Consider the following 26,052-nt stretch of genomic DNA (forward strand, 5'->3'; position numbering starts at 1 on the left):
CCCCATGACCGTGTCCCTCTCACGCCGCCGATTCCTGCAACTGACCGGCACCGCCGCGCTGGGTGCCACGGCCCTGTCCGCCTGCGGCTCAGGGAGCGGTGCGAGTGGCAACCAGATCTCGTACTGGGGAGCCTTCGCGAGCAAGGACATCGAGACGTACTTCCAGCAGAACTTCGTCGACGCCTACAACAAGACCGCCACCGGCGCGAACGTGCCCAAGGTGCAGATGTCGGTGAAGCAGATCGACACGATCGGACGGCTCACCCAGACCGCCATCGCCTCGGGCCGCGGCCCCGACATCATCGGCACCGCGGGCCCGGCGCAGACCCTGCCTTATGTCAGCAACGGCAATCTGCTGGCGCTGGACCCCTACGTGGACAAGCTCGGCTGGTCGAACGATCTGCTCTCCTGGGCACTGGACGCCGGCCGTGCCGACGGCAAGCTCTATTCGGTGCCGTCCGGTTACGAGACCATGGCCGTCTTCTACAACCCCGCGACGTTCCGGAAGCACGGCTGGAAGCCGCCGACGGACCGGGCCGGGTTCGAGGATCTCTGCAAGGACGCGACGGCGAAGGGCATGGTTCCGGTCGGCGCGGGCAACGCGGAGTTCAAGGCCGCGACCGAGTGGCATGTGACCTGGATCTGGAACACCTTCGCGGGACCCGAGGCCCTGTACGAGGCACTCACCGGGAAGCGCAGGTGGACCGACCCCGTCTTCGTGGAAGCGATCGCCGTGCTCAAGGGCTGGTTCGACAAGGGGTGGTTCGGCGGCGGCACGAACAAGTACTTCACCAACAAGTTCACCACCATTTACGAGCAGCTGGCGAGCGGAGACACGGCCCTGTTCTTCAACGGGTCCTGGACGTTCACCGAGATCGACCCGTACTTCGGCAAGGCGGCCGGCAACGACGCGACCTGGGACTGGGCACCACTGCCGTCCATGAACAGCGGCGTGCCCGCGGGGGTGCAGCCGCTGTCGATCGGCACGGCCTACTCCGTCAACAAGGACTGCGAGCATCCCGCGCAGGCGGTGGACGTGCTTGACTACCTGGTCTCCGACGGGCGGCGCCAACTTGAATGGCTCTCCGCGACAGGCGTGGCTCCGGCCCCCGTCAAGGTGACCGAAGCGGATTTCCCCAAGGACATCGATCCCCGGGTCGAGCGCCACTACCTCCAGCTCAACGCGGCCACGGACATCGGCTACACGACCTGGACCTTCTGGCCGCCCAAGTCGGACACCTACATCTACGAACAGATGGAGAAGGTGATCACCGGCGACCTCAGCCCGAAGGACTACTGCGCGGGCCTGGACAAGCTGTTCCAGCAGGAGCTCAAGGCCGGCATGCGACCGCCCGTGCCCGCTCCGAAGGGAGCGTGACCCCGTGGCCGTCATGCACGTCGAGCGGCCCACGGCCCGGCCCGCAAGGCCCGCCCGCACGGCCCGTCGCAGCAAACTGCGCCGCACCGGCATCGGATTCGCCTTCATGGCACCGCTGCTGGTGGTCAACGCCCTCGTCATCGCCGTGCCCGGCGCCCTGTCGATCGGGTACTCCTTCACCGACTGGACCGGTCTCGGCTCGGCCGATTTCGTCGGCCTGGACAACTACCAACGCCTCTTCGGCGACGCGGAGTTCCGCAACGCCCTGTGGCACAACGTCCTGTGGACGGCGTTCTTCCTCACGGTGCCCATGGCGATGGGCCTGTTCGGAGCGTTCCTCCTCTCCCGCGTCAAGCGCTTCCAGATGCTGTTCCGCGTCGCCTACTTCATTCCGTACGTCGTCGCCACCGTCGTCTCCGGCTCGATCTGGGAAAGCCTGCTCAGCCCCGACCAGGGCATCGGCCAGAGCCTCGCCAACCTGGGACTGCCGTTCCTGAAGGACGTCAACTTCCTCGGTGACCCGCACCTGGCCCTGGGCACGGTCGCGTTCATCAACACCTGGCAGTGGTGGGGCTTCCTCGTCGTGATCTTCCTCGCCTCGATGCAGGCGGTGAACCCCTCACAGTACGAGGCGGCACGTATCGACGGCGCGAACATGTGGCAGGAGTTCTGGCACATCACCCTGCCCGGCATCCGGCCGACCCTGATGTTCCTGGGCCTGATGACCGTGATCTGGTCGTTCCTGATCTTCGACTACATCTACATCCTCACCCAGGGCGGACCCGCGGGCTCCACCGACGTACTCGGCACCCTGCTGTACCGCACCGCCTTCGCCAACCAAGAAGCCGGCTACGCCGCGTCCATGGGCGTCATCATGGCCATGATCAGCGTGATCGCGGTCTCCGGCTTCCTCTACCTGCGCCGCCGGGGGTGGGACATTTGAGTACCTGGCACACCTCAACGACCCGACGGACGCCACGGAGGAAACTCTCGTTCGGACGGTACGCGACCTACGCCGTCCTGCTGCTGCTCGCGCTCTTCGCCGTCGGCCCGATGCTGCTGTTCGCGTTCAGCGCGCTGAAGACCCGCTCCGGCCTCGCCGCCGACCCGCTCGGCCTGCCCACGCATCCGCGGTGGCACAACCTCGTCGACGCCTGGCAGCAGGCCAATATGGGCGTCGGCCTGCGCAACAGCGCCATCGTGGTCATCGCCACCGCGCTCGGCGTATGCGTGATCTCCAGCAGCGCGGCCTACGCCCTGAGCCGACTGCGCGTGCCCGGCAGCAACGGCTTCATCTACTACCTGCTGGTCACCACAGCCCTGCCGATCCAGCTCTTCCTGGTCCCGCTGTTCTACATGTGGACCAACCTCGGTCTCTACGACAGCCTCTTCGGCCTGGTCATCATCTACTGGGCCATCTTCAGCCCCTTCGCCACCCTGCTCATCCGATCGTTCATGGTCGGCTTGCCAAAGGAGTACGAGGAGGCGGCCCGTCTCGACGGGGCAGGCGAATGGCGGGTGTTCACCCGCGTGGTCCTGCCCATGGCCTGGCCGGGCCTCCTCACGGCCGCACTCGTCGCCGGCCTCGGGGCCTACAACGAGTTCCTGCTCGCGGTGACCTTCATCCAGAGCAGCGACAAGATGCCCGTCGCCACCGCGTTCTTCGCCTTCAAGTCCGGCTACACCCAGGACTACACGCTCGTCAGCGCCGGCGGCCTGATCATGGTCATCCCGGTCCTGATCGCCTTCCTCCTGCTGCAGCGCCGGTTCATCGACGGGTACACCTCGTCGGGCATGACGGGCTGACCCCCGGGGCCGCGGGCCGCGCCGCCGGGCTTCGGGGGCCGGTGGTTCCGTCCCTACGCCGTTGCCCTCGCCTCCATGCCCAGTTCGCGCCGGGCGCGGGCGGCGGCGCCGATCGCGACGGCGTCGGAGGCCAGGGCGCCCTGAACCAGGCGGACGGGGTGGCCGCTGACCGGGGGTTCGGCGGCGAGGGCTGACAGGATGGCCGGCTCCAGCAGGGGCCAGGCGCGGCTGACGCCGCCGCCGACGACCACCGTGGTGATGTCGACGACGCCCGCCGTGATGACGATCGCGTGGGCGATGCCCGCGCCCGCGGCGCGGTACACCGCGAGCGCGTCCTCGTCGCCATGGCCGGCGGCCTCGGCGACTTCACGGGCGGTGAGGCGGCGGCCGGTGCGCTCGGCGTAACGAGCCCCGATGGAGCGGCCGGAGGCCAGCGTCTCCAGGTGGCCCCGGCCGCCGCAGGAGCAGGGCAGGTCACCGAAGCCGGGGATGTGCCCGATCTCGCCGGCCGCGCCGTGCGGACCCGCGAACAGGGCGCCGTTGGTCCACAGAGCGCCGCCGACGCCTGTCCCCAGGGTCATGCCGAGGACGTCGGCCTCGCCGCGTACCGCTCCGGCGTAGACCTCCCCGTAGAGGAAGGCGTTGACGTCGTTGTCCAGGAAGGCCGGGACGCCCAGGGCCTCCTCGACGGCGGCGGTGACGGCGAAGCCGGCCCAGCCGCGGAAGGAGTCGCTCGCGACCAGGATGCGGCCGTTCGCGGAGTCCACCACGCCGGCGGCGCCGATGCCGGCGCCCACCAGGCGGCCCGGGGTGCGGGCCAGCAGCGGGGCGAGCGCGTCGAGCGCGGCGCCGACCATGGCCCGGCCGCCCTCAAGCGCCGGGGTGGCGGCCTCCGCGCCGTCGAGGACGGTCAGGTCGTCCGAGCAGACCACCACCTGGGTGGTGGTGCCGCCGATGTCGATGCCGGCGATCAGCGGCCGGAGGGTGGTGGGAATGGCCGGGTCCTGTGGGGTGCGGGGAGAGAGAAGAGGTCCGGTCACGCCTGGGCCTCCGTACGGCCGGCCGCGAGGGTGGCCAGGCGATCGGCCCTGCGGCCCCGCTGCACCACCGGGTCGGGCACCGGCACCGCGGCCAGCAGACGGCGTGTGTAGTCGGTCTCCGGACGCAGCAGGGTCGTCCCGGTGGAGCCCTGCTCCTCGATACGGCCGGCGCGCATCACGACGACGCGCTGCGCGAAGTGCTGTACGACGGCGAGGTCATGGGAGACGAACAGGCAGGCGAAGCCGAGTTCGCCCTGGAGTTCGGTGATGACCTCCAGGACCGCTTCCTGCACGCTCACGTCGAGCGCGCTGGTGGGTTCGTCGGCGACCAGCAGCCGGGGTTCCAGGATCAGGGCTCGGGCCAAGCTGACCCGCTGGCGCTGTCCACCGGAGAGTTCGCGGGGCGCGCGCCGGGCGAGTTCGCGTGACAGCCGCACCCGGTCGAGGACGGCGGCGACCTTGGCCTGCCGGTCTTTGGCGGACAGGTCGCGACGGTGCACCCGGAGGGGTTCGGCGACGCATTCGCCGACGGTCATCCGAGCGTCGAGGGAGGCCACCGGGTCCTGGAGGACGACACCGATGCCGGCCCGCAGGGCGCGGCGGGCCCGGGCGCGGGTGCGGCCGAGGTCGGCGCCGAACAGGGAGACGGTGCCGGAGGTGGGCGGGATCAGGCCGAGCGCGACCCGGGCGGCGGTGGACTTGCCGGAGCCGGACTCGCCGACCAGGCCCAGGGTCTCCGCCGGTCCGACCCGGAACGACACTCCGTCGAGGGCGCGTACGGCGGCCTTGCCGCGGCCGAACACCACGTTGATGTCGCGCAGTTCGACCACCGCTTCGCCCTCGGGGCCGCCGGGCCCGGCAGGCGGGGCCGACGGCTCGGCCGCGGAACGGTTCGTCCGGGCCGCCGGTACGGACGCGGGCGGCCGGCCGGTGCCGTCCGCGGCCTCGGCGACGGACAGCCGGGGCACGGCGGCCAGCAGGCGCCGGGTGTAGTCGTGGGCGGGGCGCAGCAGGACGTCCTCGACCGATCCGGTCTCCACGATCTCGCCGTGGTACATGACGGCGACCCGGTCCGCGAAGTCGGCGACGACGCCCATGTTGTGGGTGACGAGCAGCACGCCGGTGCCGGTCTCGGCGGCGAGCCGGCGCAGCAGGTCCAGGATCTCGGCCTGCACGGTCACGTCGAGGGCGGTGGTCGGTTCGTCGGCGATGAGCAGGCCGGGCTCGTTGGCGATGGCCATGGCGATCACGACTCGCTGGCGCTGTCCGCCGGAGAGCTGGAACGGGTAGGCGTGGGCGCGCTTCTCCGGTTCGGGGATGCCGACCCGGCGCAGCAGTTCGACGGCCTCGGCGGCGGCGTCCTTGGCGGACACCTCGCGGTGGTTGCGGATCACCTCGGTGATCTGCTTCCCGATCCGGGTGAGCGGGTCGAGTGCGGTGGCCGGCTCCTGGAACACCATGGAGACGGTCTTGCCGCGCAGCGCCGCGAGGCCGTTCTCCGACGCGCCGACGATCTGAGTGCCGGCGATGACGGCGCTGCCGGTGGCGCGGGCGTTCCCGGCGAGCAAGCCCATCGCGGCGAGCGCGATGGTCGACTTGCCGGAGCCGGACTCGCCGACCAGGGCCAGCGTCTCGCCCGGCCGGACCTGGAGGGACACGCCCTTGACCGCGGGTACGTCGCCGGTCTCGGTGGTGAAGACGACGCCGAGGTCGTCGAGTTCGAGGATCGGGCCGTTTACCGCGGTGCGGGCGGCCGAGCCCTTGGTGGTGGCGGTCATCCGCGTCCCCTCACATCGAATGCGTCGCGGAGTCCGTCCCCGATCGCGTTGAACGCCCACACCACGAGGATGATGGCGAGGCCGGGCGGCAGGATGAGCCACCAGTAGCCGGAGTAGGCGGCGGTGAGACCGGCGGAGAGCATGCCGCCCCAGTCGGTCTGTGGCGGCCGGACTCCCATGCCCAGATAGGAGACGTAGGCGACCAGCAGGATGGCGTCGGCGACCTGGAAGGTCGCGGCGACGATGATGGTGGAGACCGAGTTCGGCAGGATGTGACGCAGGATCGCCCGGGCGTGCGTACCGCCGGTGGCGCGCAGGGTCAGGACGTAGTCCCGGTTCTTCAGGGTCAGCGTCTCGGCGCGGACCAGCCGGGACGGCACCAGCCAGGACACCAGCCCCAGGATGACGACGAGACCGGTCAGGCCCGGCGTGGTGATGGCGGAGACCACCAGCAGGATGAACAGCGCGGGGATGGCGATGCCGGCGTCGACGATCCGCATCATCACGGCGTCGATCCAGCCGCCCGCGTAACCGGCGGCGGCGCCCCACAGAGTGCCGATGACGGTGGCGAGGACGCCCGCGGCGAGGCCGACGGTCAGGGAGACTTTGCCGCCGTACATCAGTCGGCCCAGCTCGTCGTGGCCGACGGCGTCGGTGCCGAGCCAGTGTGCGCCGCTGGGGGCGAGGTTGACCTGCTGGAGCATGGTGTGGGTCTGGTCGGTGGAGTACACCAGCGGACCGGCGAAGCAGAACAGGAAGAAGAAGACCACGACGGCGAGTCCGACGACGGCCAGCTTGTTGCGCAGGAAGCGGCGGACGGCGAGTCGTACGCCGGAGGTCTCACGCGGCGGGGCGGCTTTCGCCGGGACCATGTCCGGCTGGATGACGGCGCTCATGCCCGACCTGCCTTCACTCGGGGGTCGATGACCCGCTGGACGATGTCGGCGAGCAGGGTGCCGACGACGGTGGCGACGGCGATCACCAGGACGCAGCCCAGCAGGACCGGGTAGTCGGAGGACTGCGCCGCGGTCCAGAACAGCAGCCCCATGCCGGGGTAGTTGAAGAGCTGCTCGACGACCAGGGCACCGCCGAAGAGCACCGGCACGTAGTAACCGAGCATGGCGACCACGGGCGTCAGCGAGTTGCGGAACACGTGCCGCCACAGGATGGCGCGGGAGCGGGAGCCGCCGGCCCTGGCCGTGCGGACGTAGTCCTCGGAGAGGTTCTCCAAGGTAGCCGCCCGCATGTAGCGGCTGAACACCGCGACCATGGAGGCAGCGCCCGCGACCACCGGCAGTACCAGGGCCTGCGGTTCGGAGATCACCTGGCCCAGCGTCTCGCCCTGCGGAGCCTGCGACGGGAACCACGCCAGCCCCTGGCTGAAGACCAGCACCAGGATCAGCCCGAGGAAGTACACGGGCGTGGAGTAGGCGATGAAGCTCAGCGTGGTGATGACGTAGTCCACCGGCTTGTTGCGGCGCATCGCCTGCCACATGCCCATCGGGATGGCGAGGACGAGGCCGACGAAAGCCGACAGCATGGTGAGGACCAAGGTCTTCGGCAGCCGCTCGGTGATGAGCTGGGAGACCGGCTCGTTGAGGGTGTACGAGGTTCCGAGGTCCCCGTGCAGCAGTTGGCCGAGGTAGTAGAAGTACTGCACGGGCAGGGGTTTGTCGAGGCCCTGTTCGTGGTTGAAGTGGGCGATCTGCTGTGCGGTGGCCTGCGGCCCGAGGATGCCGCGCGCGGGGCCGCCGGGCAGGGCGTGCAGCAGGCCGAAGACGACGATCGTCACGATGACGATCACCGCGACGGCCTGTAGGACGCGTTTGATCAGATACGAGGAAGTGCTCATGTGTTTTCCGGTCGCTTCGTCTCTGTGGTGCGCGCGGGCGTCACTGCGACGTGGGGTGTCGGCGTGGCGGGTGCCGGTGTGGCGGGGTGGCGCGAGGAGTGTGCGCGGGCCCCGGCGCCGCCCGGCCGGGTGGACGGGCGGCGCCGCAGGCCCGCGCGGGCTCCTACTTGGTCCACTTCCACATGGCGGGGTGGAAGTTGGCGAGGGAGTCCTGGGCGAAGCCGCCGAGGCCGTCCTTGACCACGGAGATCTGGTAATCGGGCTCCGGCAGCCAGATCACGGGGAGGTCCTTGGCGAGCGCGGCGCTGTACTTCTGCACCGCCTCGTTCGAGGAGGACGTGGTGGTTTCGGTGATCAGCTTGTCGACCTCGGCGTTGGAGTAGTTGCCGAAGTTGGAGCCGCCGCCGGTGGCGAAGAGCGAGTCACCGCTCGGGTAGGCGGGGAAGTACCAGCTGCCCGCGGTGCCGAAGAAGGACAGCTGCCAGGTGCAGCTCGACTCGCCGGCCGTGCACTGGCCGGACTGCGACAGGACGGAGTTGACCGGGGCGGTCTTGATGCTGAACTTGATGCCGGTCTTCGCGAACGACGACTGCAGCGCGCTCATCATGTTGTCGGTCACTGTCGAGCCGGACTGGGACAGCACCTGCATCTCGAACTTGGTGCCCTTGTCGACGCCCGCGCCGCACTGGTTGTCACCGGTGCCGGGGCTGGTGCACACCATGGTGCCGCCCTGTTCGGTCCAACCGTGGTCGGTGAGAAGCTTCTTCGCCTTGGCCGTGTCGAACGGGTACGGGTTGGTCTTCTGCTCCGGGGAGACGAAGGACGAGTCCTGGCCCTGCGGGATCGGGCCGTAGGTGGGGACGGCGGTGCCGTTGAAGACCACCTTGGAGAGGGTGGCCTGGTCCACCGACTTCTGGATCGCCTGGCGGGCGTACAGCTGCTTGAACACCGGGCCCATGGCGGGGTTGTTGAAGTTGTACGGCATGTAGGTGATCGCCCAGCCGGTCCACGGCTTCACCGAGTAGCCCTTGGCCTTGAAGGACGATTCCTGGCTCAGGTCGGTGGCGTTGATGTAGCCGTAGTCGACGGTGCCGGCGCGGAGGGCGTTCGCCTCGGCGTCGGCCGTGGTGAACGGCAGCAGATTGACGTTCTTGATGTTGGCCTTGCCACCGCCGTCGTACTTCGCGTTGGCGGTGAGCCCGACCTTGCCCGCGGTGGAGAACGACTTGATGGTGTACGGGCCGCTGACCGTCTTCCACAACGGGTCGGTCGCGTAGCCGGAGATCTTCTTGGCCGCGTTGTTGAGATACGTCCAGACCTTCTTGGCGCCGGCGGCGGTGCGGTCCAGGTCGGAGACGGCGCCGGGGTCGCTGGTCTTGTCCCAGACGTGCTGCGGCATCGGGCGGATCATGCTCAGCTCGTTGGCGAGCATCCACTCCTGGTTGTACGCCTTGTCGAAAGTGATCGTGAAGTGCGTGTCGTCGATCGTCTTGAAGGAGGTCCAGTTGTCCGGCGCCTTGCCCGGGCTATAGCTTGCCCAGTCCGCCTTGTTGGCCTTGACCAGGGAGAACCAGAACTCCACGTCGCGTGAGGTGATCTGCTTGCCGTCGCTCCAGTGGCGATCGCCGAGGGTGATCGTCACGCTCTTGCTGTCCGCGGCGAACTTCGCGTCGGTGGCCAGCGAGTTGTCCTTGTTCCATCCGACCTTGCCGGTGGAGCCGTCGTACGCGATCAGCGGCTCCCAGACGGCCTGGGATATGGAGGAGTTGTTGGTGTTCAGGTGCGAGGCGGTGCCGACCGGGAGGATCCAGTTCGGCGTGAAGTTCGCCGGGAGGGCGTAGTTGATGGTGTCCGACGACGCCGAGCCGGAGGACGAGGTACCGCCGCCGGAACAGCCGGTGAGCAGCGCGCCGGTGGTGACGGCGGCACCCGCGACGAGGGCCCAGCGGCGGCCGGCCGCCGTGTAAGCAAGGAACATGACTCTCCTCAGAGTGAAAGGACCCGCATACGTCCCGGGAGACCGGGTCGGCGCCGCGGGGTCGGCGCTGTGTACGGCGACAGTCAACGACGGACGTGGCGAACAAACAAACAAGAATTAGTAAAAAGTAAGTTTCTGCGATCTCGATAGAGTCACAGCCAGCCGCTCCAGGCGTCTCAGGGGGTCCCTATGTAGCAATTTGCGGCGATTTCACCCGCGTCGAAGCTCTCCACTTCCTTCATGGAGCTGTTCCCCGCCCGCCCGGACGGGCGTACTGTCTCCGTCACATCCACCGTTGCGGAAGTTACTTCGTACATGACTGAAATAAGTGCACGGGACCGCAAGGCCGCCAAGGGCGTGTCCCAGAAGGGCACGACCGCCCTCGCCACGCGGGTCCTCGAACTCGTCGCCTCGGGCCAGGCGTCGTCCCGCGCCGAACTCGCCGAACTCCTCGGCACGGCCGCCTCCACCATCTCCCTCACCGTGGCCCAGTTGGTCGAGCGCGGGCTCATAGCCGAGGAGGGCACCCAGTCCTCCACCGGCGGCCGCCCCCGCAGAGTCCTCAGGGCGGGCAGCAACGACGAGTACGCCGTCGCCGCCGACGTCGGCGGCCGGCATGCCCGGATCGGTGTGGTGCTCCCGGGCGGCGGTGTCCGTGACGTCGCCAACGTCCCGTTCGAGGTCGCCGACGGTCCCGAGGCCGCCCTGCCGAGGCTCGTCGAGCACCTGGAGTCCCTCGCCGAGCAGCGTGGACGCGACCGGCTCCGGGGCGTCGGGCTCTCCCTGCCCGGTCCGGTGGACGTCGCGTCCGGCGCCGTCGTCATGCCGTCCCGGATGCTCGGCTGGAACCGCTTCCCGGTCGCCGCTTGGCTGGAGGAGCGCTTCGGGGTCCCGGTCGCCGTCGACAACGACGCCAACTGCATGGCGGTCGGCGAGCAGAGCGTCAGGCCCGCCGAGCACCGGCAGTCGATCATGGTGAAGATCGGCTCGGCGATCGGTGCCGGCGTCATCGCCGACGGCCGCCTCTACCGGGGAGCCACCGGAGCCGCGGGCGACATCACGCACATCCGCATCGACGGCGGCGCCGACATCCCCTGCTCCTGTGGCAACACCGGCTGCCTGGAGACGGTGGCGTCCGGCGCCGCGCTCGTCCGCATCCTGCGCGAACGCGGTCTCGACGTCGCCAGCCCCGAGGACGTGGTACGGCTCGCCACCGACGCCGACCCGGAAGCCACCCGCGCCGTGCGCAGGGCCGGCGACCACCTTGGCCAGGTGCTCGCCGCGAACGTCAACTTCTTCAACCCGGACGTCGTCTACCTCGGCGGCATCCTCTCCACCCTCGAACCGTTCGTCGCCGCGGTGCGCAGCAAGCTCTACGAGAGCTGCCACCCGCTGGTGACCGAACACCTCACCATCGAGCGGGCCAGTCTCGGCGCCGACGCCGGCCTGGTCGGCGCCGGACTCTTCGCCCTGCAGCGCGCCCTGACCCGCGCCCTCGGCGACATCGGCCGCGCCGCCCCCGGTGACGACCGGCAGCACATTGCCACGAGCCGCGGAGGGACCTGACGCCGCTGCAAAAAGCCTGGCGGTCCCGGAAATTACTCCGTGCGCGAGGCGACGTACCCGTCCGGGAGCCGCGGCACGTACCCCGGCTCCCGGACGATCCCCCGTTCCCGAACCCCGCCCCCGAACCCCAAGTCCCAAGCCCAGGGGCCTTGTCCAAGGGCCACTCCCGAAGTCCCCCCGCCCGCCCGGATATCGAAGTCCGCGCACGCCCCCGTGGCGGACCGCGGAACCGGCCACCCGCACCACACCCCGTCCGAGGAGCTATGTCGCACACCCGCACCCCCGCCGCCCGCCCCGTCATCGCCGTCGCCGGGCTCGGCATCGAGTCCTCCACCTTCTCCCCGGCCCGCACCGAGGCCCCCGCCTTCCACCCCTCGCGCGGCGCCGGGATCTTCGACCGGTACCCCTTCCTCGCCCCCGGCGAGGAACTGCGTGAGGCCGCCGAATGGCACGGCGCCCTGGTCGGCAAGTCGCTGCCAGGCGGCACCGTCACCGCCGCCGCCTGGACCGGGCTCACCGACGAGCTCATCGAACGCCTGGCCGCGCTGCCCCCGTTGGACGGCCTCTGGTACGACATCCACGGCGCCATGACCGTGGAGGGGATCGACGACGCCGAGGCCGTGCTGCTGGAGCGGATCCGCGCCACCGTCGGCCCCGACGTGATCGTCTCCACCTCGATGGACCTGCACGGAAACGTCTCCCGCGAACTCGCCCACCGCAGCGACCTGATCACCTGCTACCGGATGGCCCCGCACGAGGACCACATGGAGACCAAGGAGCGTGCCGTCCGCAACCTGGTCGACCTGCTGGCGTCCGGCGCCCCCCGCCCGGTCAAGGCGTGGGTGCCGGTCCCGGTGCTGCTGGCCGGCGAGCAGACCTCCACCCGGATCGAACCGGCGAAGAGCGTGTACGCGGCGATCGACGAGCTGGAGGCCGCCGACGGCGTGACGGACGCCGCCATCTGGGTCGGCTACGCCTGGGCCGACGAACCCCGCAACCGCGCTGTCGTGGTCGTCACCGGCGACGACACGGCGGTGGTCTCGGCCGGGGCCGAACGACTCGCCCGGGGCTTCTGGAACGCCCGCCGCGACTTCGACTTCGTCGCCCCGACCGGCACCTACGACGAACTCCTCGACGAGGCCCTCGCCTCCGACCAGCGGCCGTACTTCATCAGCGACACCGGCGACAACCCCACCGCGGGCGGCGCCGGTGACGTCACCTGGGGTCTGACCCGGCTGCTGGAGCGCCCCGAATTCCAGAAAGAGGACGGGCCGACCGTCATCTACGCCTCGGTACCAGGCCCCGCCGCGATCGAGACCGCCGTCGCCGCCGGGGTCGGCGCCACCGTCACTGTCACCGCCGGAGCCGAGGTCGACGACCGGCATGCCGGCCCCGTCGCCCTCACCGGCGTGGTCCACGCGATCCGGTACGGCGACCGGGACGCCGAGACCGAGGTCGTCGTCCGGGCCGGCAGCGTGTACGCGATCCTCACCAAGCTGCGCAAGCCGTACCACCACGAGCACGACTTCACCGACCTCGACCTCGACCCGCGCTCCGCCGACATCGTGATCGTCAAGATCGGCTATCTGGAGCCCGAGCTGTTCGACATGTCGGTCGGCTGGAAGATGGCCCTCACTCCCGGCGGTGTCGACCAGGACCTGGTGCGCCTGGGCCACCGCCGTATCCGCCGCCCGATGTTCCCCTTCGACCGCGAGATGGCCGACCCGGATCTGACAGCCCGTATCATCCCGGCCTCCGACCAGCCGCTCACCGGGGACGACGAATGACCGACCACACCACCGGGCCCGTCGGCCCGCCCCGGGCCGGCGGTGCGGGCCGGCCTCCGGCACCGGTGGCGGCCGACGAGGTCGCCGGACTCGGGCGGCCCCGGCCAGGAGGACCGGGCCGCCGGCCCGCACTGGAGATCGCCGTCACCTCGCCGGCCGGTGCCCGTGTCGCCCTCGACCACGGAGCCGATCGCGTCGAACTCTGCACCGGCCTGGAACTGGGCGGTCTGACGCCCTCGGCCGCCCTTGTCGAGGCGGTCGCCGCCGTGGGCCTGCCGGTGCAGGTCCTGGTCCGCTGCCGACCGGGCGACTTCGTCCACGACGCCGAGGAGATCGCCCTGATGGCCGCCGAGGTGCGGTCCGTGATCGCCTCCGGCGCGTCCGGCGTGGTCGTCGGCGCGCTCACCGCCGAAGGCGGCCTCGACACCGACGCCGTCAACCGGCTCGCCGCGGCGGCCCATGAGGCGGGCCGCCCCGTCGAGGTGACCCTGCACCGCGCGATCGACCTGTCCACGGACCCGGTCGCCACCGCCGCGCTGTTGCCCGCCCTGGGGCTCACCCGGGTGCTCACCTCCGGCGGCGCCCCGGCCGCCGGAGAAGGACTCGCCGCGCTCGCCGCCATGGTCGAGGCCGCGCCCGGCGTGCAGGTGATGGCGGGCGGCGGGGTACGCCCCGCCGACATCCCGGCCCTGACCGCCGCCGGTGTCGCCGCCGTCCACCTCTCCGCGAAACGCCGCGCCGAACCCCGGCGCGGGGGTGCGTGGATCCCCCTCGGCGCCTCCAGCGAATCCGCCGAGCAGGACACGCACTTCGTCACCGACCCAGCGGTGGTCGCCGAGGCCAGGAGAATGCTGGAATCACGGGCAACCGGCTGACCGGCCGTGCGCTCCCCGCCGCAGCCGCTCATTCCTCCACGATCAGGACGCCCATCAGATAGGAGGGCACCAGGTAATAGACCGTCACAGGAACGAAGATCCGCACCGGATTGATGGACGCGATTCCGGCGGCCACGTACAACGGTGCGGCGCCCGGTGGTGAGCAGCCCTCGGACGAGGCCCACACGATGACGGCGGCGAAGGCGATGTACGGCGGGACGTCGGCCGCCGTCAGGGCGGCGAAGGCGACGGGCCCGACAGCCGCGAGGGTGGAGGTCGTGTTGAGCGGGCCCGCGACGATCACGACGATCAGTCCCACCACGAGGGCGGCGACGATCTGCGGCACTCCCTCCAGGCGCTTCAGGTAAGGGGCGAGTTGTTCGCCGATCCCCAGCGTTTCCAACACGTTGGAGGCCGCGAAGGCCGCGACCATCGTGACGCCGATCAGGCCGAGTTTGGGGCTGATCCGCGACAACAGCGTCCACCACTCCCCGCCGCCGCGCGGGAGCGCGCTCCGCTCGACGACCAGTCCGGCGAGCAGCATCACCACCGGCGGCCAGAGCAGCAATGGATGTCTTCGGGTGCCATCGCACCCACTCCACGCCGTTTGACGATGACGTAGGCGATGATCAGCCGCATCGCGACCATCCACACGCCGGTGACGAATATCGTGCCGACCACGTCCCGCGCGCTGAGAACCGGCAGCACGGTCGGCGCCGCGAGCAGGATGAAAAAGGCGCCGCTGAACGGGAAGGTGGCGCCGACGCCCGCGTTTCCGGCCAGAACCAGCGCCGCGGTCTCGCCGCCCGCCCTGGAGCGCTTCATCCATGGAATGGTGATGGACCCGATGGTCGCCACGATCGCCGCGCCGTTGTGCGCGACGGCACCGAAGAGACCGGCGGAGACCGTCGCCGCGTAGGCGGAACCACCCGAATCATGCTGGCCAAGGGCGGAGGTCTGCCGGACATCACCCCCGGAGACACCTTCGAGTACATCGCCGCGGCCCGGACCGTCAGCCGCGACAGGATGAGCAGCACCCTCTTCTACTCGTGGCTCAGAGAGTTGGGACATCTTCCTGCCGACGCACGCCCCGGTGACTGCGAGCGACTCGTCGCCCGTCACGGCGTGGCCTGCGCCCCACCGAGGAGTACCGCTCCCCCACCGACACCGAATGGGAAGACTTCCTCGGCCACTTCGAACGCCGCAAACTCTCCGTCGGCACCTGCGCCCGCGCCTACGGAACCGCCTGCACCCACACCACTTCAAGCGGCGCCTGCGCCTCCGGGTCATTCAGACCTAGCTACGTGGTACCAGCCGGAACGCCCCGTGCGCGTCCGCCGCACGCCCGCTACGGCAGCCAGCGCTCCAGTGCCATGTCGGCGATGTCCTGGAGTTCGTCGCGGCCGAGGCCGTCGGCGGCCTGGACGGCGATGCCGAACGTCACCGTCATGACATATCGGGCGAGCTGTCGGGGGTCGGCGTCGCGCGGAAGATCGCCCTCGTCGACGGCCCGCTGGAAGCGCTCCTCAAGGCGTAGACCCGAATCGTTCCGCCACTCGACCAGCATGTCGTGCGCGGGCCGACCCGCATCGCTCGACGCCAGCGCGGCCTGCACGACCAGGCAACCCGCAGGACCTCCGGGACGCGTCGTGGTCCGAACCGCTCCGCGGAGAATCGCCTCGGCCACGCCTCGCGCGGTCGGCTCCTCCAGGGCGCGCGTCCCGTAGTCGGCCGGACCCTCGGTATAGCGCTCCAGAGCTTTGCGGAACAGCTCCTCTTTGTTACCGAAGGCCGCGTACAGGCTTGGCTTCGTGATGCCCATGGCCTTGGTCAGATCGGTGAGGCTGACCCCCTCGTATCCCCGTTCCCAGAACACTTGCATGGCGCGCTCAAGCGCCTCGTCGATATCGAATTGTCGAGGCCGCCCCATAACGGCGCTCCGTGAACCAGCCATGCGTGCAGCGTACTCCCGAGTCATGATCCGCACGACTTCTATACCGATCGGAATAGAAAGCTTGTACTCCCGGTTCCTAATCACGACGGCAGTCACCACGGCGAGTTCGTGGAAGGGCGTCGTCGCAGGTCGATCACCGTCCGAATACACGCCCCTCGGTTCGGGGCGGCAGAGAGGTCAGCATGTCCGAGAAGGAAGTACGCGAAGTCTTCGAGCGTTATATCGAGGCGCTCAACGCCCATGAGTTCGACCGGATGACCGAGTTCATTCATGACGAACTCACCGAGAACGGCCGGCCAGTTACGCGGGACGACGTCATCGCGGAGCTGAAGGGGCACGGCGACGCGGTGCCGGACTTCACCTGGCGGGTACGGGACGTAGCCATCGACGGTGACCGCGTCGCGGCCCGTCTGTTCAACAAGGGAACCCCCGCGAAGGAGTGGTTCGGCGTCGCTCCGACCGGCGAAACGATCGAGTACGCCGAGTACTCCTTCCACAAGGTGCGTGACGGACGCTTCTACGAGATGAACTACCTGATCGACGCCCAGGCCGTACAGCGACAACTCGGCATCTGACCTCCGGAAGCGACCCTCGCCTGCAGCTGAAACCACCGAACCTCCGAGAGCCCGGCCACCGGCCGGGCTCTCGTCGTGTGATGACGGCGATGAGTTCGGAGTTGCCGCGCAACCAAGACGCGTTCATGTCGGTGTCGGAGGTGACCGGTCATCACGTTCGGCAGTTGAGGACGCAGTCGACGGCCATGTACAGGGTTTCCGTCTCGGATCGCAGGATCGAGTTCTCGGCGGGCAACGCCCGCTCGGTCGCGAGTCCGTTGAGGACGGTCATCAGGAATCTCGCACGTCGAGTGTTCTCTCCCGCGGCCAGCGCGCCTTCCTGCGTGAGGATCGCCAGCCAGGACTCGACGCGGCGCTGCCCTTCCCGGTCCATGGCGAGATACGCCGCGCGCACCTCGTCGGTCGGCTCGGGGGCGATGAATGTCTCGAAGAGCCTGCCCCATGCCTCTCGTGCCTGTTCCCCCACTCCGGCAGGAGCCAGCACCTGCCGGAGGCAGTTCACGAGCCGGTCGCGTGCCGGAACCGAACGGTCGTGGATCCCGTCCTCGGAGACCACGTGGTCATAGATGACGGCGAGCACCGCGTCCCGCAGTTCGCGCTGCGTCGGGAAGAAGTGCCGAAGTGATCCGGTACTCACCCCGGCCCGCGCCGCGACCGCTCGCACGCTCAGGTTCACCGAGGGGTCCTCTCCGAACATCAGCGCAGCCGCCGCGAGGATCCTGTCCCGCGTGCCGGCGATCTCCTTCTTCTCTGTCACTGCCGCTGCCTCTCATCACGCCGTACTAGTACGCCGTGATAGCTTAGCCCCCACATCAGTAGTACAGCGTGCTAGTGCGGGATTCGGTCGAGCGCCGGGGAGGCTGAACGATGTTCGAGGAGCGGCAGCGGCGTCGAGCCGCGAAGCGCGTGCGACCGGGGGACGGGCGGCCCCTGCAACGCTTCCGCTGGTGGCAGTTGCCTGGCCGCGCACTGTTCCACCTTCTTCTGACGCGGCACGACGGTCGTCGGACGATGTACGCGATCGATGTCCGGCACTGGCAGAACCAGAGCTCCGGCAACGTCAAGGCGCACCTGTACCTCAACGGCAAGCTCCACGCCGAATCCAAGATCCCCGCCGCCTTCCCCGTGCCGAACGGCACGATCGAGGTGGCGATGAGCGGCTTCGGGATCAAACGCTGCCACTACGTCACCACCGCGGGTGCGGAGCACCAACTCGTCCCGCACCCTGCCTCTGCCGAGGGCCGCCGCGCCCGCCTCGACCGCGACCACCCGGCGCTGAGCCGCTGGATCGGCTTCTGCTCCCTCATCGCGCTCCTCACAGGTGCCGGTCTTCTCGTCGTGCAGATCGTTGAACCGCTCTCCCGGATACCTCCCATCGCCTCACGCGTCGGGAACTTCGAGTCGCCCATCCACCTGCCGCTATGGCTCAACATCACACTCGGGGTCGCGGCAGCGATGGGCAGCATGGAGCGAGCGCTTCGACTGCGCTACAACTGGCTGCTCGACGGCGCGGCGAACTAGGGCATTTTTCTGAGTTCGGGTCACGGTGCGGCGGGGCGGAAGCCGGTGAACGACAGACCCAGATGCTCGCCGTGCAGGACGACAGGCGAGAAGCAACCTGGCGCGAGCGAGCCCCGAACGCCGAAGAGGGCCTCAAGGCCGCTCATGCCGAGATCCTCACCCAACGCACCCGCATCGGCGAACTCCTCGGCCAGATAAGCGATTTGCAGGGCTGAATAGGCCGAGGAAGCCGTCCAGCGGATCATCACCGAGAACACCACGCTCAAGCAGCGCGTCCGCCGGCTCACCGCCGACAACCGCACTCTCGACGAACGACTGAAGGCTGCCGGATCCCACCTCCGCTTCCAGCACCGGCGCGTCTCCGACCTCGAAGCCCGCATCGCCGACCCGGGACCAGCACCCTCCGCTGCAGACCGGGAATCAGCCGCCTCAGGCGAGAGGCGCGGCCCGTGACACCATGCGCACATGCGTTTCGAGCTCGCCCCACCCATAGGCGTCGGCCCCCTGCGGATTGGCATGTCACGCCAGACTGCGAACAGCGCGCTGGACTCGCTGCGGGAACCGACGGCGATCTCCCCGTCCGACCGAGCGGGTCAGCACATCTTCCGGCCGAGCGGCCTGATGCTCAGTATCGGATGCGTGCGTGACCAGCTGGAATCCGTCGAGCTGGGACGCCCTTCCGAGCCGTCGGATGTCGTGTTCTTCCATGGAATCGACGTCTTCGGCCTCCCGGCCCGCGAGGTCGTGACCCGCATGTCCGACGTCACGGCCATCGCCGCCGACGACGAGGACCCCGCGTCATTCGTCGCGCCAGACCTGCTGCTCGGCTTCTGGCGCCCCTTCGACGGCGACGATGAACCGGACGACGAGCAGGGCTACTACTTCAACTCCGTGTTGCTGGCCCGGCCCGGCTACTACGACGGCCCCAGCCATGGCTAAGCCCGGATCAGTCATGTGATCCTGCCTCGCCGAAACCCTTCACGGCCCGTCCAGAGGCCCGGTGGTGTCGGCTCGCTCGGCGGCGGTCTCTCACCAGGTCGCCACGCGGCCCTGCGCCGCACTTTCGAGGCGAAGGTGATGCCGGTGGCACGTCTGCGTCACCGAACCGCCGTCGCCTCCAGGGAGCGAGAGCCTGAGCGATCACCGCGGTCCAACCATCCTGACTGCCGCGGGAGTGCGGCGACTCGGCGAGCGAGAACGCGAAGCGATCAGCGAAGCCGGAACCGTCAAGGAACCGTCAGGTTGTGCCGGGCAGAACCGTCAAGCGGCAGAGCTTCGCTGAGGGCTTCGCTGACGCCTCTTACGGAAATGGACTGTGATCATGGCTGTGCTGCTGCATCGATGGGGGGTGTTCGCGGTACGCCGTCGCCGTACGGTCTTGGCCCTATGGCTGCTCGTCGTCGCCGCGATCGCCGCTCTGGGCGTCGGTTTCGCGGGGAGCTTCGACTCCAAGTCGGATATTCCGGGGTCCGCCGCGCAAAGCGCCCTGGCTAAGATGGACCGGCATTTCGGGTCCTCCGACCACCAGAGCGCGGAGATCGTCTTCGAGGCGCCCACGGGCACCTCGTTCAAAGACCCGGCCAAGGCCGCCGCGCTCAAGCAATCGCTGACCGCTTCGGCCACCGTGCCCGGTGTCACGTCGGTCAGTGACCCGATGCGCGGCCAGACCGTGTCGCCGGACGGGCGGACGGCTGTCGCCCAGGTCGAGTTCTCCACGGCCAAGGACCAGGACGTTCCCGAGGCCGACCTTGCTGCTCTCAAGGACACCGCGGCCGGCAGCCGCGCCGCGGGCATCGACGTGCTCTTCGGCGGCGACGCCTACAAGCAGTCCAAGCCCCCGGTGGGGCCGACGGAAGGGATCGGCGTGCTCGTCTCACTCGCCGTTCTGGCAATCACCTTCGGTTCCCTGTTGTCCGCCGGAATGCCGCTGATCACCTCCCTCCTCGCGGTCGTGGTGAGCATGGCGGGGCTGATGGGCCTGTCCTCGGTGCTGAGCGTCTCGGACAACGCACCGACGCTCGCCATCATGCTGGGCCTCGCGGTGGGCATCGACTACGCCCTGTTCATCGTCTCGCGCCACCGCGCCGAACTGGCACAGGGCCGCAGCGTGAAGGACGCCGTTGCCCGTGCGACCGCGACCGCCGGGAGCGCGGTGGCGTTCGCCGGACTGACCGTGATCATCGCGCTGGCCGGTCTGACGGTGGCGGGGGTTCCGGTGCTCACCTCGATGGGCCTGAGCACAGCCGCAGCGGTGACCGTCGCGGCCGCCATGTCACTGGGCCTGCTGCCCGCACTCCTGGCAGTCGCCGGGGAGAAGCTGCGCCCGAAGCCCGGTTCACGAGCCGTACGCCGGATGCGCGGCTCGCGGGATCCAGCCGGCAAGCCTTCGATGGGGGCGCGCTGGGTGGGGGCCGTCGTACGCCGTCCGTGGCGAGCGGTCATCACCGTCACCCTGGCCTTGACCGCACTCGCCCTTCCCGCCACGCACCTCCAACTCGCCCTGAGCGACGACGGCAGCGAACCCGCCTCGACCGCGGTACGCCAGGTCTACGACAAGATCGGTGCCGCTTTCGGCCCCGGCGCCAACGGTCCCCTCGTGGTACTGGTCACCGATGCGCCGTCCGGCACTCTCAAGGCCACCGGCCAGAAGGTCACGAAGGACCTGGCCACCGTCGAGGGCATCGCGCGCGTCAGTCCTGTCGACTACTCCGGCGACGGCGCCGCCGCGCGTGTCCAGGTCATTCCCGAGACCGGGCCGCGTGATCCCGCGACCAGCGACCTGGTCACCCGGCTGCAGGACCGGGTCACCCCGCTTGCGGCACAGAGCGGCAGCCACATCGCCGTCACCGGCCAGACCGCCGTCAGCATCGAGGTCTCCGACAAGCTCAGTGCCTCCCTGCTCCCCTTCGCCCTCGTTGTGGTAGGGCTCTCGCTCCTGCTGTTGATGGCCGCGTTCCGTTTCATCGCCATCCCTGTCAAGGCCACCGTCGGCTTCCTGCTGTCGGTCGGCGCGTCCTTCGGCGTGATCGTCGCCGTCCTCCAGTGGGGCTGGCTCGCCGGAGCGCTCGGTGTGCCCTCCACCGGGCCGATCGCCAGCTTCGTGCCCATCATCGTGATGGCCGTGCTGTTCGGCCTGGCCATGGACTACGAAGTCTTCATGGTCTCTTCCATGCGCGAGGAGTACGTGAAGACGAGGCGGCCCCACGCTTCGATCATCGGCGGGGCCCGGCACGCTTCCCGGGTGGTCACCGCCGCCGCGCTGATCATGGTGGCCGTGTTCGCGAGTTTCCTGCTGGACCACGATCCAGCGATCATGCCGATCGCGCTGGCCTTGGCGGTCGGTGTCCTCGTCGACGCGTTCGCGGTCCGGATGACGCTGGTGCCGGCCGTCATGTCGCTGCTGGGCCACCGCGCGTGGTGGCTGCCGCGCCGACTGGACAAGTGGCTGCCCGACCTGGATGTGGAAGGGGCACGCCTGGACGAGAATGAACCGGTATCCGCCCCCGTGGTGTACTCCCTCAGCCCCCGGCAGGACGTCTCTTCATGAACTCCCCGGACACGGTCCTCGTAGTCGAGGACGACAACGGCATTCGCGACCTGATGGCCTCGGCTCTCAGCTTCGCGGGCTTCGACGTCCAGCTCGCCGAGGACGTCCCCCAGGCCCTCACGCATCTCGCACAACGCACTCCGGACGTCATGGTCCTGGACGTGGGCCTGCCCGGAGGGGACGGCTTCGAGGTGCTGCAGCTGATCCGCTCGCGCGGCGTCACGGTGCCAGTGCTGTTCTTGACCTCCAGGGACGCCATCGAGGACCGTGTCCGGGGATTCAAGCTCGGCGGCGACGACTACGTCACCAAGCCCTTCAGCGTCGTCGAGGTCACCGCCCGCCTGCAGGCCCTGATCCGTCGCTCCCGCGGCAGCGCGGGTGCCGCGGCCGATGACGGCATCCTGCGCTACGCCGACCTCGAACTCGACGACAGACGCCACACCGTCCACCGCGGCGGGGACATGGTCGACCTGTCACCCACCGAGTTCCGGCTCCTCCACTACCTGCTCTCCCACCCCGGCCATGTCATGACCCGCTCCCAGATCCTGGAGGCGGTCTGGCAGTACGACTTCGGCGGTGACTCCGTCGTGGTGGAACGCTTCGTGTCCAATCTGCGCCGCAAACTCGACCACGGCCGCGAACCCCTCATCCACACTGTCCGCGGCATCGGCTACAGCCTGCGCCGGCCCGCCTCATGAAAGGGCCGGAGCTTTTGTCGCTCAGACCCCGCCGGCTCGCCACCATCCGCGGGCGGATTCTCATCGGCGTCCTGGCGCTGCTGGCCGCCGGCCTCATCGGCAACTCCGTCGCCGGCGCCGTGACCCTGCGCAACTACCTGGATCACCGGGCAGAGGTCTCCCTGCGAGCATCCGGCGACCGCGTCCACCGGCTACTCGCCGCCGGCCCCCAGACGGTCGACGGAACCCAGCTGTCCGCTCTGATCTCGCCCATCCTCGGCATGACCGTCATCGGCCCCGACGGCAGAGTCGCCGACCAGGCGGGGGACGGCGTACCCGGGGCGATCAACGGTCTGACCGCAGGCCGGCTCGACCAGGTCGTCACCATCAAGGACGACCCCTCGGTGCCCGACCTGATCGCACTGCGCATCCCCACCAGCGGCCTGACGGTGAAGACCTCCGAAGGGGAGGCCACCGCCTCCGCGGTCATCCTCACCGTGCGCACCGACATCGACCGGATCACCGTCACCGACTTCGTCTCCAGCCAGGCCACCATCGTCGGCGTCACCCTCGTCCTGGCCTTCGCCACCGCGCTGCTGATACTCAAGTTCGGTCTGCGGCCACTGGGGCGTATGGCCAATGCCGCCGACGCCATCGCCTCCGGCGCCCGCGAGGAACGCCTGCCCACCTACGGGGATCACAGTGAGACCGACCGTCTGGCCACCGCCGTCAACGCCGCCTTCGACGCCCAGGCCCGCGCGGAGGACAACATCCGCGCCTTCGCCGCCGACGCCTCCCACGAACTGCGCACGCCCCTTGCGACCATCTCCGGCTGGCTCGACCTCTACCACCAGGGCGGTCTCACCACCCCCGCCGATCTCGACCGGGCCCTGGAACGGGTCGACAGCGAGGTCGGCCGCATGCGCCTGCTCGTCGAGGAACTCTCCCTGCTCGCCCGCCTGGACGCCGGACGCCCCCTGGAAGCACGACCCGTCGACCTGCGACGCCTGGCCACCGATGTGGTCGAGGACGCCGGCGTCGTCGCCCCGGACCGCACCATCCACCTGCGCGCCGACGCGCCCGTCCACGTACGCGGAGACGCTCCACGGCTCCAGCAGGTCCTCAACAACCTCGTCGGCAACGCCATCCAGCACACTCCGGCCGGCACCCCGATCGACGTCTCCCTCCAGTCGTCCGGCGGCGAGGCCGTCATCCGGGTGGCCGACCAGGGGCCCGGGATCGCACAGCAAGACCTCTCCCGTGTGTTCGACCGGTTCTGGCGGGCCGAGGCCAGTCGCAGCCGAGCCCGCGGCGGCTCCGGACTCGGCCTGGCCATCGTCCAGGCGGTCGTCCACGCGCACCACGGCACCGTGCGCATCACCTCGCACCCCGGCTCAGGGACCGCCGTCACCGTCACGCTCCCCGCCCTGCCGCCACCACACTGACCACGTGGAGCGCGCGGAGCGCGTGGTGGCCAGGAACGCGTCGCGGCAACCTCCCGGAAAGGAATCAGCAATGAACCCATTGACTGTTTGCTATAGCAGGGGCCAGTCTGGGCGGCATGACCAAGGACACCCTCGGCCCCATGGAAACGACCTCGCTGGCCGACCAGGCTTACCGGCGGCTGCGTGACGCGATCCGCGGGGGCGTCCTACGGCCCGGCGAGAAGATCACCGAGCGGGACCTCGCGGCTCGTCTGGGAGTGAGCCCCACCCCGATCCGGGAGGCGCTGCGCCAACTGGTGCACGAGAAGGTCGTCGAGCGGGTCGGCCCGCGCTCGCTGCGGATCGCCGACCACTCCGCCGCCGCCCGTGGCGAGATCGTGGAGGCCGAGGTCCGCCTGTCCGCCCTGATGGCCAGGCTCGCGGCCCGCAACGCCACGGCCGCGCAGCTCACCGAGCTCGTCGGCCTGCTGGACCACGCCGACCACCTGGTCGCCGGGATCGAGCGGGCACTGGCCGACCAGGGGATCGACGCTCCGGTGGCCGACCAGGTCACCGCCGCGTTCCGGCTGCTGCGCGAATTCCACCACCAGGTCGAGGCGTGCGTGGCCAATCCGGTGCTGGAGGGCCTGCTGACCCAGGCCCGCGCCTTCAGCGATGAGGAACGTCTCGACCTGACCTTGAAGTTGGCCCCCGGCCGGGCCGAGAGCTTCCGCAGCCGCTACCGCGAGCACCGCGAACTGCTGGACGCCCTTCTGGAGCGCGACGAGGACCGCGCCGAACAGCTTGCCGCCGCCCACCACCGCGCCGCGCTCGTCCAGCTGTCCAGCACCTGACCCCCTTCCTTCAGCTGTCCGCCCGTCGGCCCCTCAGGGGGTCGCCGGCGCACAGCCACCGCTATTTTGCTATAGCATATGGCATAGGAGCCGCCGTGTTGCATGACGAACCACCCCAGCACCCTGCCTCGGCGGCCGCACCGGCCGCGCTCGCGGCCGAACGGCCGGAGCGCATGAGCGGAAGCGCCGTCCTGTGGGTCACCCTCGCGATCTTCGCCCAGGAGTCGGTGTGGAACTTCTACGACGCCCAAGTCCCCGCCCAGCTGCGTCACTTCGTGTCCTCCGCCACTGTCATCGGCCTGATCATGGGCCTGGACACCGGGCTCGGCGTCATCATCCAGCCCTGGATGGGCCTGATCTCCGACCGGCTGGCCCTGCGTCGCACCGGACGCTGGCCCATCGTGGTGGCCGGGGCGTGCGTGGCGGCCGTGCCCTTCGCGCTGATCCCGTGGGCCACCAGCCTGCCGATGCTCATGCTCTGCGTCTTCGCGTTCGGCCTGACCGCCAACTCCTTCAAGGGCGTCACCGAAACCCTGGTCTCCGACTACGTCGCACCCCAACAGCGCGGCAAGGCCCAGGGGTTCATCAAGGCCGGCGTCAGCCTCACCATCATCGTCTCGGCCCTCATCAGCCTGCTGGTGGTGGACCACAGCCTCAAGGCCGCCTTCGCCGTCCCACCGTTCCTGATGATCGTCATGGTGGTCCTGTCCTACCGCTTCCTGGGCCGCCGTCACCCCGCAGCGCTGCGCCGCGAGGACTCCAACACCGGCCAGGCCGACCCGTTCTCCTCGCCGTGGGCGGTCCTCAAGGACCTCGTACGGGAACCGAGCCGAGTCCGGCTGCTGCTCATGGCCGGCATTTTCTGCTTCGCGGGCATGTGGGCGGCGCTGCGCTCCCTGACCACCCCGTACGGCACCGAGGTCCTCGGCATGACCCGGGGCGCGGCCGGCGCCATCGCTCTGCCCGGCGCGATCGCCTTCCTCATCTGCGTCGTCCCGCTGGCCTACCTCTCGCACCGGCTCGGCGAGCTCCGCATGATCCGCTACGGCATCGCCCTGTTCGTCGCGGGCCTGCTCGTCGGCTTCGCCGAACCCACCCCGGCCTTCACCGCCGCCTCCGTGGCCATCGCCTCGATCGGCTACGCCGTCTTCTCCGTCAACGGCCTGGTCGCCCTGTGGAGCCTGGCGCCCAACAACCGTGTCCTGGGCGCCTACACCGGTCTGTACACGGTGGCCTCAGCCTCCGGCATGGCCCTCGGCCCCGCGCTGCTCGGCGCCACCGTCGACCTCACCGGCTGGCGCTACATGTTCCTCAACGCCGCCGTGTTCGGCGCGGTCACCTTCGCCGTCTTCACCCTCGTGGGCCGCCGCGCCGAGCGGACGCTCGCGACTGCTTCCTGACCCTCACTCGTCTGACCCTCACCCGTACAACAGAAAGTCG

Annotated in this window: 24 protein-coding genes; 14 read left to right on the forward strand and 10 right to left on the reverse strand. The window is 69.5% G+C overall.

Annotated features, from left to right (window positions below; translation table 11 throughout):
- Positions 1–4: 4 nt before the first annotated feature.
- From AB0M67_RS38690 to AB0M67_RS38700, 3 genes are read left to right on the forward strand one after another with little or no spacing between them, the layout of a single operon-like run.
- Complete coding sequence (locus tag AB0M67_RS38690) at positions 5–1,378, forward strand: ABC transporter substrate-binding protein (protein ID WP_365752555.1); 1,374 nt, start codon at positions 5–7, stop codon at positions 1,376–1,378.
- Between the two features lie 13 nt (positions 1,379–1,391).
- Positions 1,392–2,321: a sugar ABC transporter permease gene (locus AB0M67_RS38695; protein ID WP_365752642.1), complete on the forward strand. Its 930-nt coding sequence runs from the start codon at positions 1,392–1,394 to the stop codon at positions 2,319–2,321.
- A complete protein-coding gene (locus tag AB0M67_RS38700; RefSeq protein WP_365752557.1) occupies positions 2,318–3,184 on the forward strand; it encodes a carbohydrate ABC transporter permease in 867 nt (288 codons plus the stop codon). The genes AB0M67_RS38695 and AB0M67_RS38700 overlap by 4 nt, the downstream gene beginning before the upstream one ends.
- A 53-nt stretch (positions 3,185–3,237) precedes the next feature.
- Here the strand turns inward: AB0M67_RS38700 and AB0M67_RS38705 are convergent, their stop codons facing one another.
- The 5 genes from AB0M67_RS38705 to AB0M67_RS38725 all read right to left on the reverse strand — a co-directional run bounded on the left by AB0M67_RS38705 (position 3,238) and on the right by AB0M67_RS38725 (position 9,832).
- Complete coding sequence (locus tag AB0M67_RS38705) at positions 3,238–4,158, reverse strand: ROK family protein (RefSeq protein ID WP_365752644.1); 921 nt, start codon at positions 4,156–4,158, stop codon at positions 3,238–3,240.
- Positions 4,159–4,220: 62 nt separating this feature from the next.
- Complete coding sequence (locus tag AB0M67_RS38710) at positions 4,221–6,002, reverse strand: ABC transporter ATP-binding protein (RefSeq protein WP_365752559.1); 1,782 nt, start codon at positions 6,000–6,002, stop codon at positions 4,221–4,223.
- Positions 5,999–6,898 (reverse strand): ABC transporter permease, encoded by a 900-nt coding sequence (locus tag AB0M67_RS38715; protein ID WP_365752561.1) that lies wholly within the window; start codon positions 6,896–6,898, stop codon positions 5,999–6,001. The genes AB0M67_RS38710 and AB0M67_RS38715 overlap by 4 nt, the downstream gene beginning before the upstream one ends.
- The gene (locus tag AB0M67_RS38720; RefSeq protein WP_365752563.1) at positions 6,895–7,854 is read right to left on the reverse strand and encodes an ABC transporter permease; all 960 of its coding nucleotides are present in this window, start codon (positions 7,852–7,854) and stop codon (positions 6,895–6,897) included. The genes AB0M67_RS38715 and AB0M67_RS38720 overlap by 4 nt, the downstream gene beginning before the upstream one ends.
- 163 nt (positions 7,855–8,017) lie before the next feature.
- Positions 8,018–9,832 (reverse strand): peptide ABC transporter substrate-binding protein, encoded by a 1,815-nt coding sequence (locus AB0M67_RS38725; protein WP_365752565.1) that lies wholly within the window; start codon positions 9,830–9,832, stop codon positions 8,018–8,020.
- A gap of 315 nt (positions 9,833–10,147) precedes the next feature.
- Here AB0M67_RS38725 and AB0M67_RS38730 point away from each other — a divergent pair, with 315 nt between their 5' ends.
- From AB0M67_RS38730 to AB0M67_RS38740, 3 genes are all read left to right on the forward strand, one after another.
- Positions 10,148–11,398 (forward strand): ROK family protein, encoded by a 1,251-nt coding sequence (locus AB0M67_RS38730; RefSeq protein WP_365752567.1) that lies wholly within the window; start codon positions 10,148–10,150, stop codon positions 11,396–11,398.
- A 263-nt stretch (positions 11,399–11,661) separates the two neighbouring features.
- Positions 11,662–13,185 carry a M81 family metallopeptidase gene (locus AB0M67_RS38735; protein WP_365752569.1) on the forward strand — a complete coding sequence of 508 codons (1,524 nt, stop codon included), beginning with the start codon at positions 11,662–11,664 and terminating at the stop codon, positions 13,183–13,185.
- Entirely contained in the window at positions 13,182–14,060 is an 879-nt protein-coding gene (locus tag AB0M67_RS38740) for a copper homeostasis protein CutC (protein ID WP_365752571.1), read from the forward strand. Before AB0M67_RS38735 ends, AB0M67_RS38740 begins: the two co-directional genes overlap by 4 nt.
- A gap of 28 nt (positions 14,061–14,088) precedes the next feature.
- Here AB0M67_RS38740 and AB0M67_RS38745 read toward each other — a convergent pair whose 3' ends face one another.
- The 3 genes from AB0M67_RS38745 to AB0M67_RS38755 all read right to left on the reverse strand — a co-directional run bounded on the left by AB0M67_RS38745 (position 14,089) and on the right by AB0M67_RS38755 (position 16,014).
- On the reverse strand, positions 14,089–14,628 hold the full coding sequence (locus AB0M67_RS38745; protein WP_365752573.1) for a TRAP transporter large permease subunit: 540 nt from the start codon (positions 14,626–14,628) through the stop codon (positions 14,089–14,091).
- Positions 14,604–15,182: a TRAP transporter large permease subunit gene (locus tag AB0M67_RS38750; RefSeq protein ID WP_365752575.1), complete on the reverse strand. Its 579-nt coding sequence runs from the start codon at positions 15,180–15,182 to the stop codon at positions 14,604–14,606. Before AB0M67_RS38750 ends, AB0M67_RS38745 begins: the two co-directional genes overlap by 25 nt.
- Before the next feature lie 226 nt (positions 15,183–15,408).
- The gene (locus tag AB0M67_RS38755) at positions 15,409–16,014 is read right to left on the reverse strand and encodes a TetR/AcrR family transcriptional regulator (RefSeq protein ID WP_365752577.1); all 606 of its coding nucleotides are present in this window, start codon (positions 16,012–16,014) and stop codon (positions 15,409–15,411) included.
- A 182-nt stretch (positions 16,015–16,196) separates the two neighbouring features.
- Between AB0M67_RS38755 and AB0M67_RS38760 the strand changes: the two genes are divergently transcribed.
- Entirely contained in the window at positions 16,197–16,589 is a 393-nt protein-coding gene (locus tag AB0M67_RS38760) for an ester cyclase (RefSeq protein ID WP_208517059.1), read from the forward strand.
- 151 nt (positions 16,590–16,740) lie between these two features.
- Here AB0M67_RS38760 and AB0M67_RS38765 read toward each other — a convergent pair whose 3' ends face one another.
- Entirely contained in the window at positions 16,741–17,346 is a 606-nt protein-coding gene (locus tag AB0M67_RS38765) for a TetR/AcrR family transcriptional regulator (protein ID WP_365752578.1), read from the reverse strand.
- Positions 17,347–17,456: 110 nt separating this feature from the next.
- Between AB0M67_RS38765 and AB0M67_RS38770 the strand changes: the two genes are divergently transcribed.
- Complete coding sequence (locus AB0M67_RS38770; protein WP_365752580.1) at positions 17,457–18,110, forward strand: hypothetical protein; 654 nt, start codon at positions 17,457–17,459, stop codon at positions 18,108–18,110.
- Between the two features lie 20 nt (positions 18,111–18,130).
- On the opposite strand, the gene AB0M67_RS38775 is transcribed toward AB0M67_RS38770, so the two are convergent.
- Positions 18,131–18,376 (reverse strand): hypothetical protein, encoded by a 246-nt coding sequence (locus AB0M67_RS38775; protein WP_365752582.1) that lies wholly within the window; start codon positions 18,374–18,376, stop codon positions 18,131–18,133.
- A gap of 250 nt (positions 18,377–18,626) precedes the next feature.
- Between AB0M67_RS38775 and AB0M67_RS38780 the strand changes: the two genes are divergently transcribed.
- The 6 genes from AB0M67_RS38780 to AB0M67_RS38805 all read left to right on the forward strand — a co-directional run bounded on the left by AB0M67_RS38780 (position 18,627) and on the right by AB0M67_RS38805 (position 26,012).
- Entirely contained in the window at positions 18,627–19,049 is a 423-nt protein-coding gene (locus AB0M67_RS38780) for a hypothetical protein (protein WP_365752584.1), read from the forward strand.
- A gap of 382 nt (positions 19,050–19,431) precedes the next feature.
- Positions 19,432–21,657, forward strand: coding sequence for an MMPL family transporter (locus AB0M67_RS38785; RefSeq protein ID WP_365752586.1), 2,226 nt, complete (start codon positions 19,432–19,434; stop codon positions 21,655–21,657).
- Positions 21,654–22,355 carry a response regulator transcription factor gene (locus AB0M67_RS38790; RefSeq protein ID WP_365752588.1) on the forward strand — a complete coding sequence of 234 codons (702 nt, stop codon included), beginning with the start codon at positions 21,654–21,656 and terminating at the stop codon, positions 22,353–22,355. The genes AB0M67_RS38785 and AB0M67_RS38790 overlap by 4 nt, the downstream gene beginning before the upstream one ends.
- A gap of 14 nt (positions 22,356–22,369) precedes the next feature.
- A complete protein-coding gene (locus tag AB0M67_RS38795) occupies positions 22,370–23,779 on the forward strand; it encodes an ATP-binding protein (RefSeq protein WP_365752590.1) in 1,410 nt (469 codons plus the stop codon).
- 116 nt (positions 23,780–23,895) lie between these two features.
- Complete coding sequence (locus tag AB0M67_RS38800) at positions 23,896–24,612, forward strand: GntR family transcriptional regulator (protein WP_365752592.1); 717 nt, start codon at positions 23,896–23,898, stop codon at positions 24,610–24,612.
- Positions 24,613–24,707: 95 nt separating this feature from the next.
- Complete coding sequence (locus AB0M67_RS38805) at positions 24,708–26,012, forward strand: MFS transporter (protein WP_365752594.1); 1,305 nt, start codon at positions 24,708–24,710, stop codon at positions 26,010–26,012.
- Positions 26,013–26,052: the final 40 nt, after the last annotated feature.

Source organism: Streptomyces sp. NPDC051662, assembly GCF_040681655.1.
GTDB lineage: Bacteria > Actinomycetota > Actinomycetes > Streptomycetales > Streptomycetaceae > Streptomyces.

Bases quoted from the DNA above. Each gene is read 5' to 3' on its own strand.
- AB0M67_RS38760 (WP_208517059.1), top strand. From the start codon at position 16,197: ATGTCCGAGAAGGAAGTACGCGAAGTCTTCGAGCGTTATATCGAGGCG.
- AB0M67_RS38710 (WP_365752559.1), bottom strand. From the start codon at position 6,002: ATGACCGCCACCACCAAGGGCTCGGCCGCCCGCACCGCGGTAAACGGC.
- AB0M67_RS38770 (WP_365752580.1), top strand. From the start codon at position 17,457: ATGTTCGAGGAGCGGCAGCGGCGTCGAGCCGCGAAGCGCGTGCGACCG.
- AB0M67_RS38800 (WP_365752592.1), top strand. From the start codon at position 23,896: ATGACCAAGGACACCCTCGGCCCCATGGAAACGACCTCGCTGGCCGAC.
- AB0M67_RS38730 (WP_365752567.1), top strand. From the start codon at position 10,148: ATGACTGAAATAAGTGCACGGGACCGCAAGGCCGCCAAGGGCGTGTCC.
- AB0M67_RS38790 (WP_365752588.1), top strand. From the start codon at position 21,654: ATGAACTCCCCGGACACGGTCCTCGTAGTCGAGGACGACAACGGCATT.
- AB0M67_RS38755 (WP_365752577.1), bottom strand. From the start codon at position 16,014: ATGGCTGGTTCACGGAGCGCCGTTATGGGGCGGCCTCGACAATTCGAT.
- AB0M67_RS38695 (WP_365752642.1), top strand. From the start codon at position 1,392: ATGCACGTCGAGCGGCCCACGGCCCGGCCCGCAAGGCCCGCCCGCACG.
- AB0M67_RS38780 (WP_365752584.1), top strand. From the start codon at position 18,627: ATGTCACGCCAGACTGCGAACAGCGCGCTGGACTCGCTGCGGGAACCG.
- AB0M67_RS38785 (WP_365752586.1), top strand. From the start codon at position 19,432: ATGGCTGTGCTGCTGCATCGATGGGGGGTGTTCGCGGTACGCCGTCGC.
- AB0M67_RS38725 (WP_365752565.1), bottom strand. From the start codon at position 9,832: ATGTTCCTTGCTTACACGGCGGCCGGCCGCCGCTGGGCCCTCGTCGCG.
- AB0M67_RS38740 (WP_365752571.1), top strand. From the start codon at position 13,182: ATGACCGACCACACCACCGGGCCCGTCGGCCCGCCCCGGGCCGGCGGT.
- AB0M67_RS38720 (WP_365752563.1), bottom strand. From the start codon at position 7,854: ATGAGCACTTCCTCGTATCTGATCAAACGCGTCCTACAGGCCGTCGCG.
- AB0M67_RS38735 (WP_365752569.1), top strand. From the start codon at position 11,662: ATGTCGCACACCCGCACCCCCGCCGCCCGCCCCGTCATCGCCGTCGCC.
- AB0M67_RS38715 (WP_365752561.1), bottom strand. From the start codon at position 6,898: ATGAGCGCCGTCATCCAGCCGGACATGGTCCCGGCGAAAGCCGCCCCG.
- AB0M67_RS38690 (WP_365752555.1), top strand. From the start codon at position 5: ATGACCGTGTCCCTCTCACGCCGCCGATTCCTGCAACTGACCGGCACC.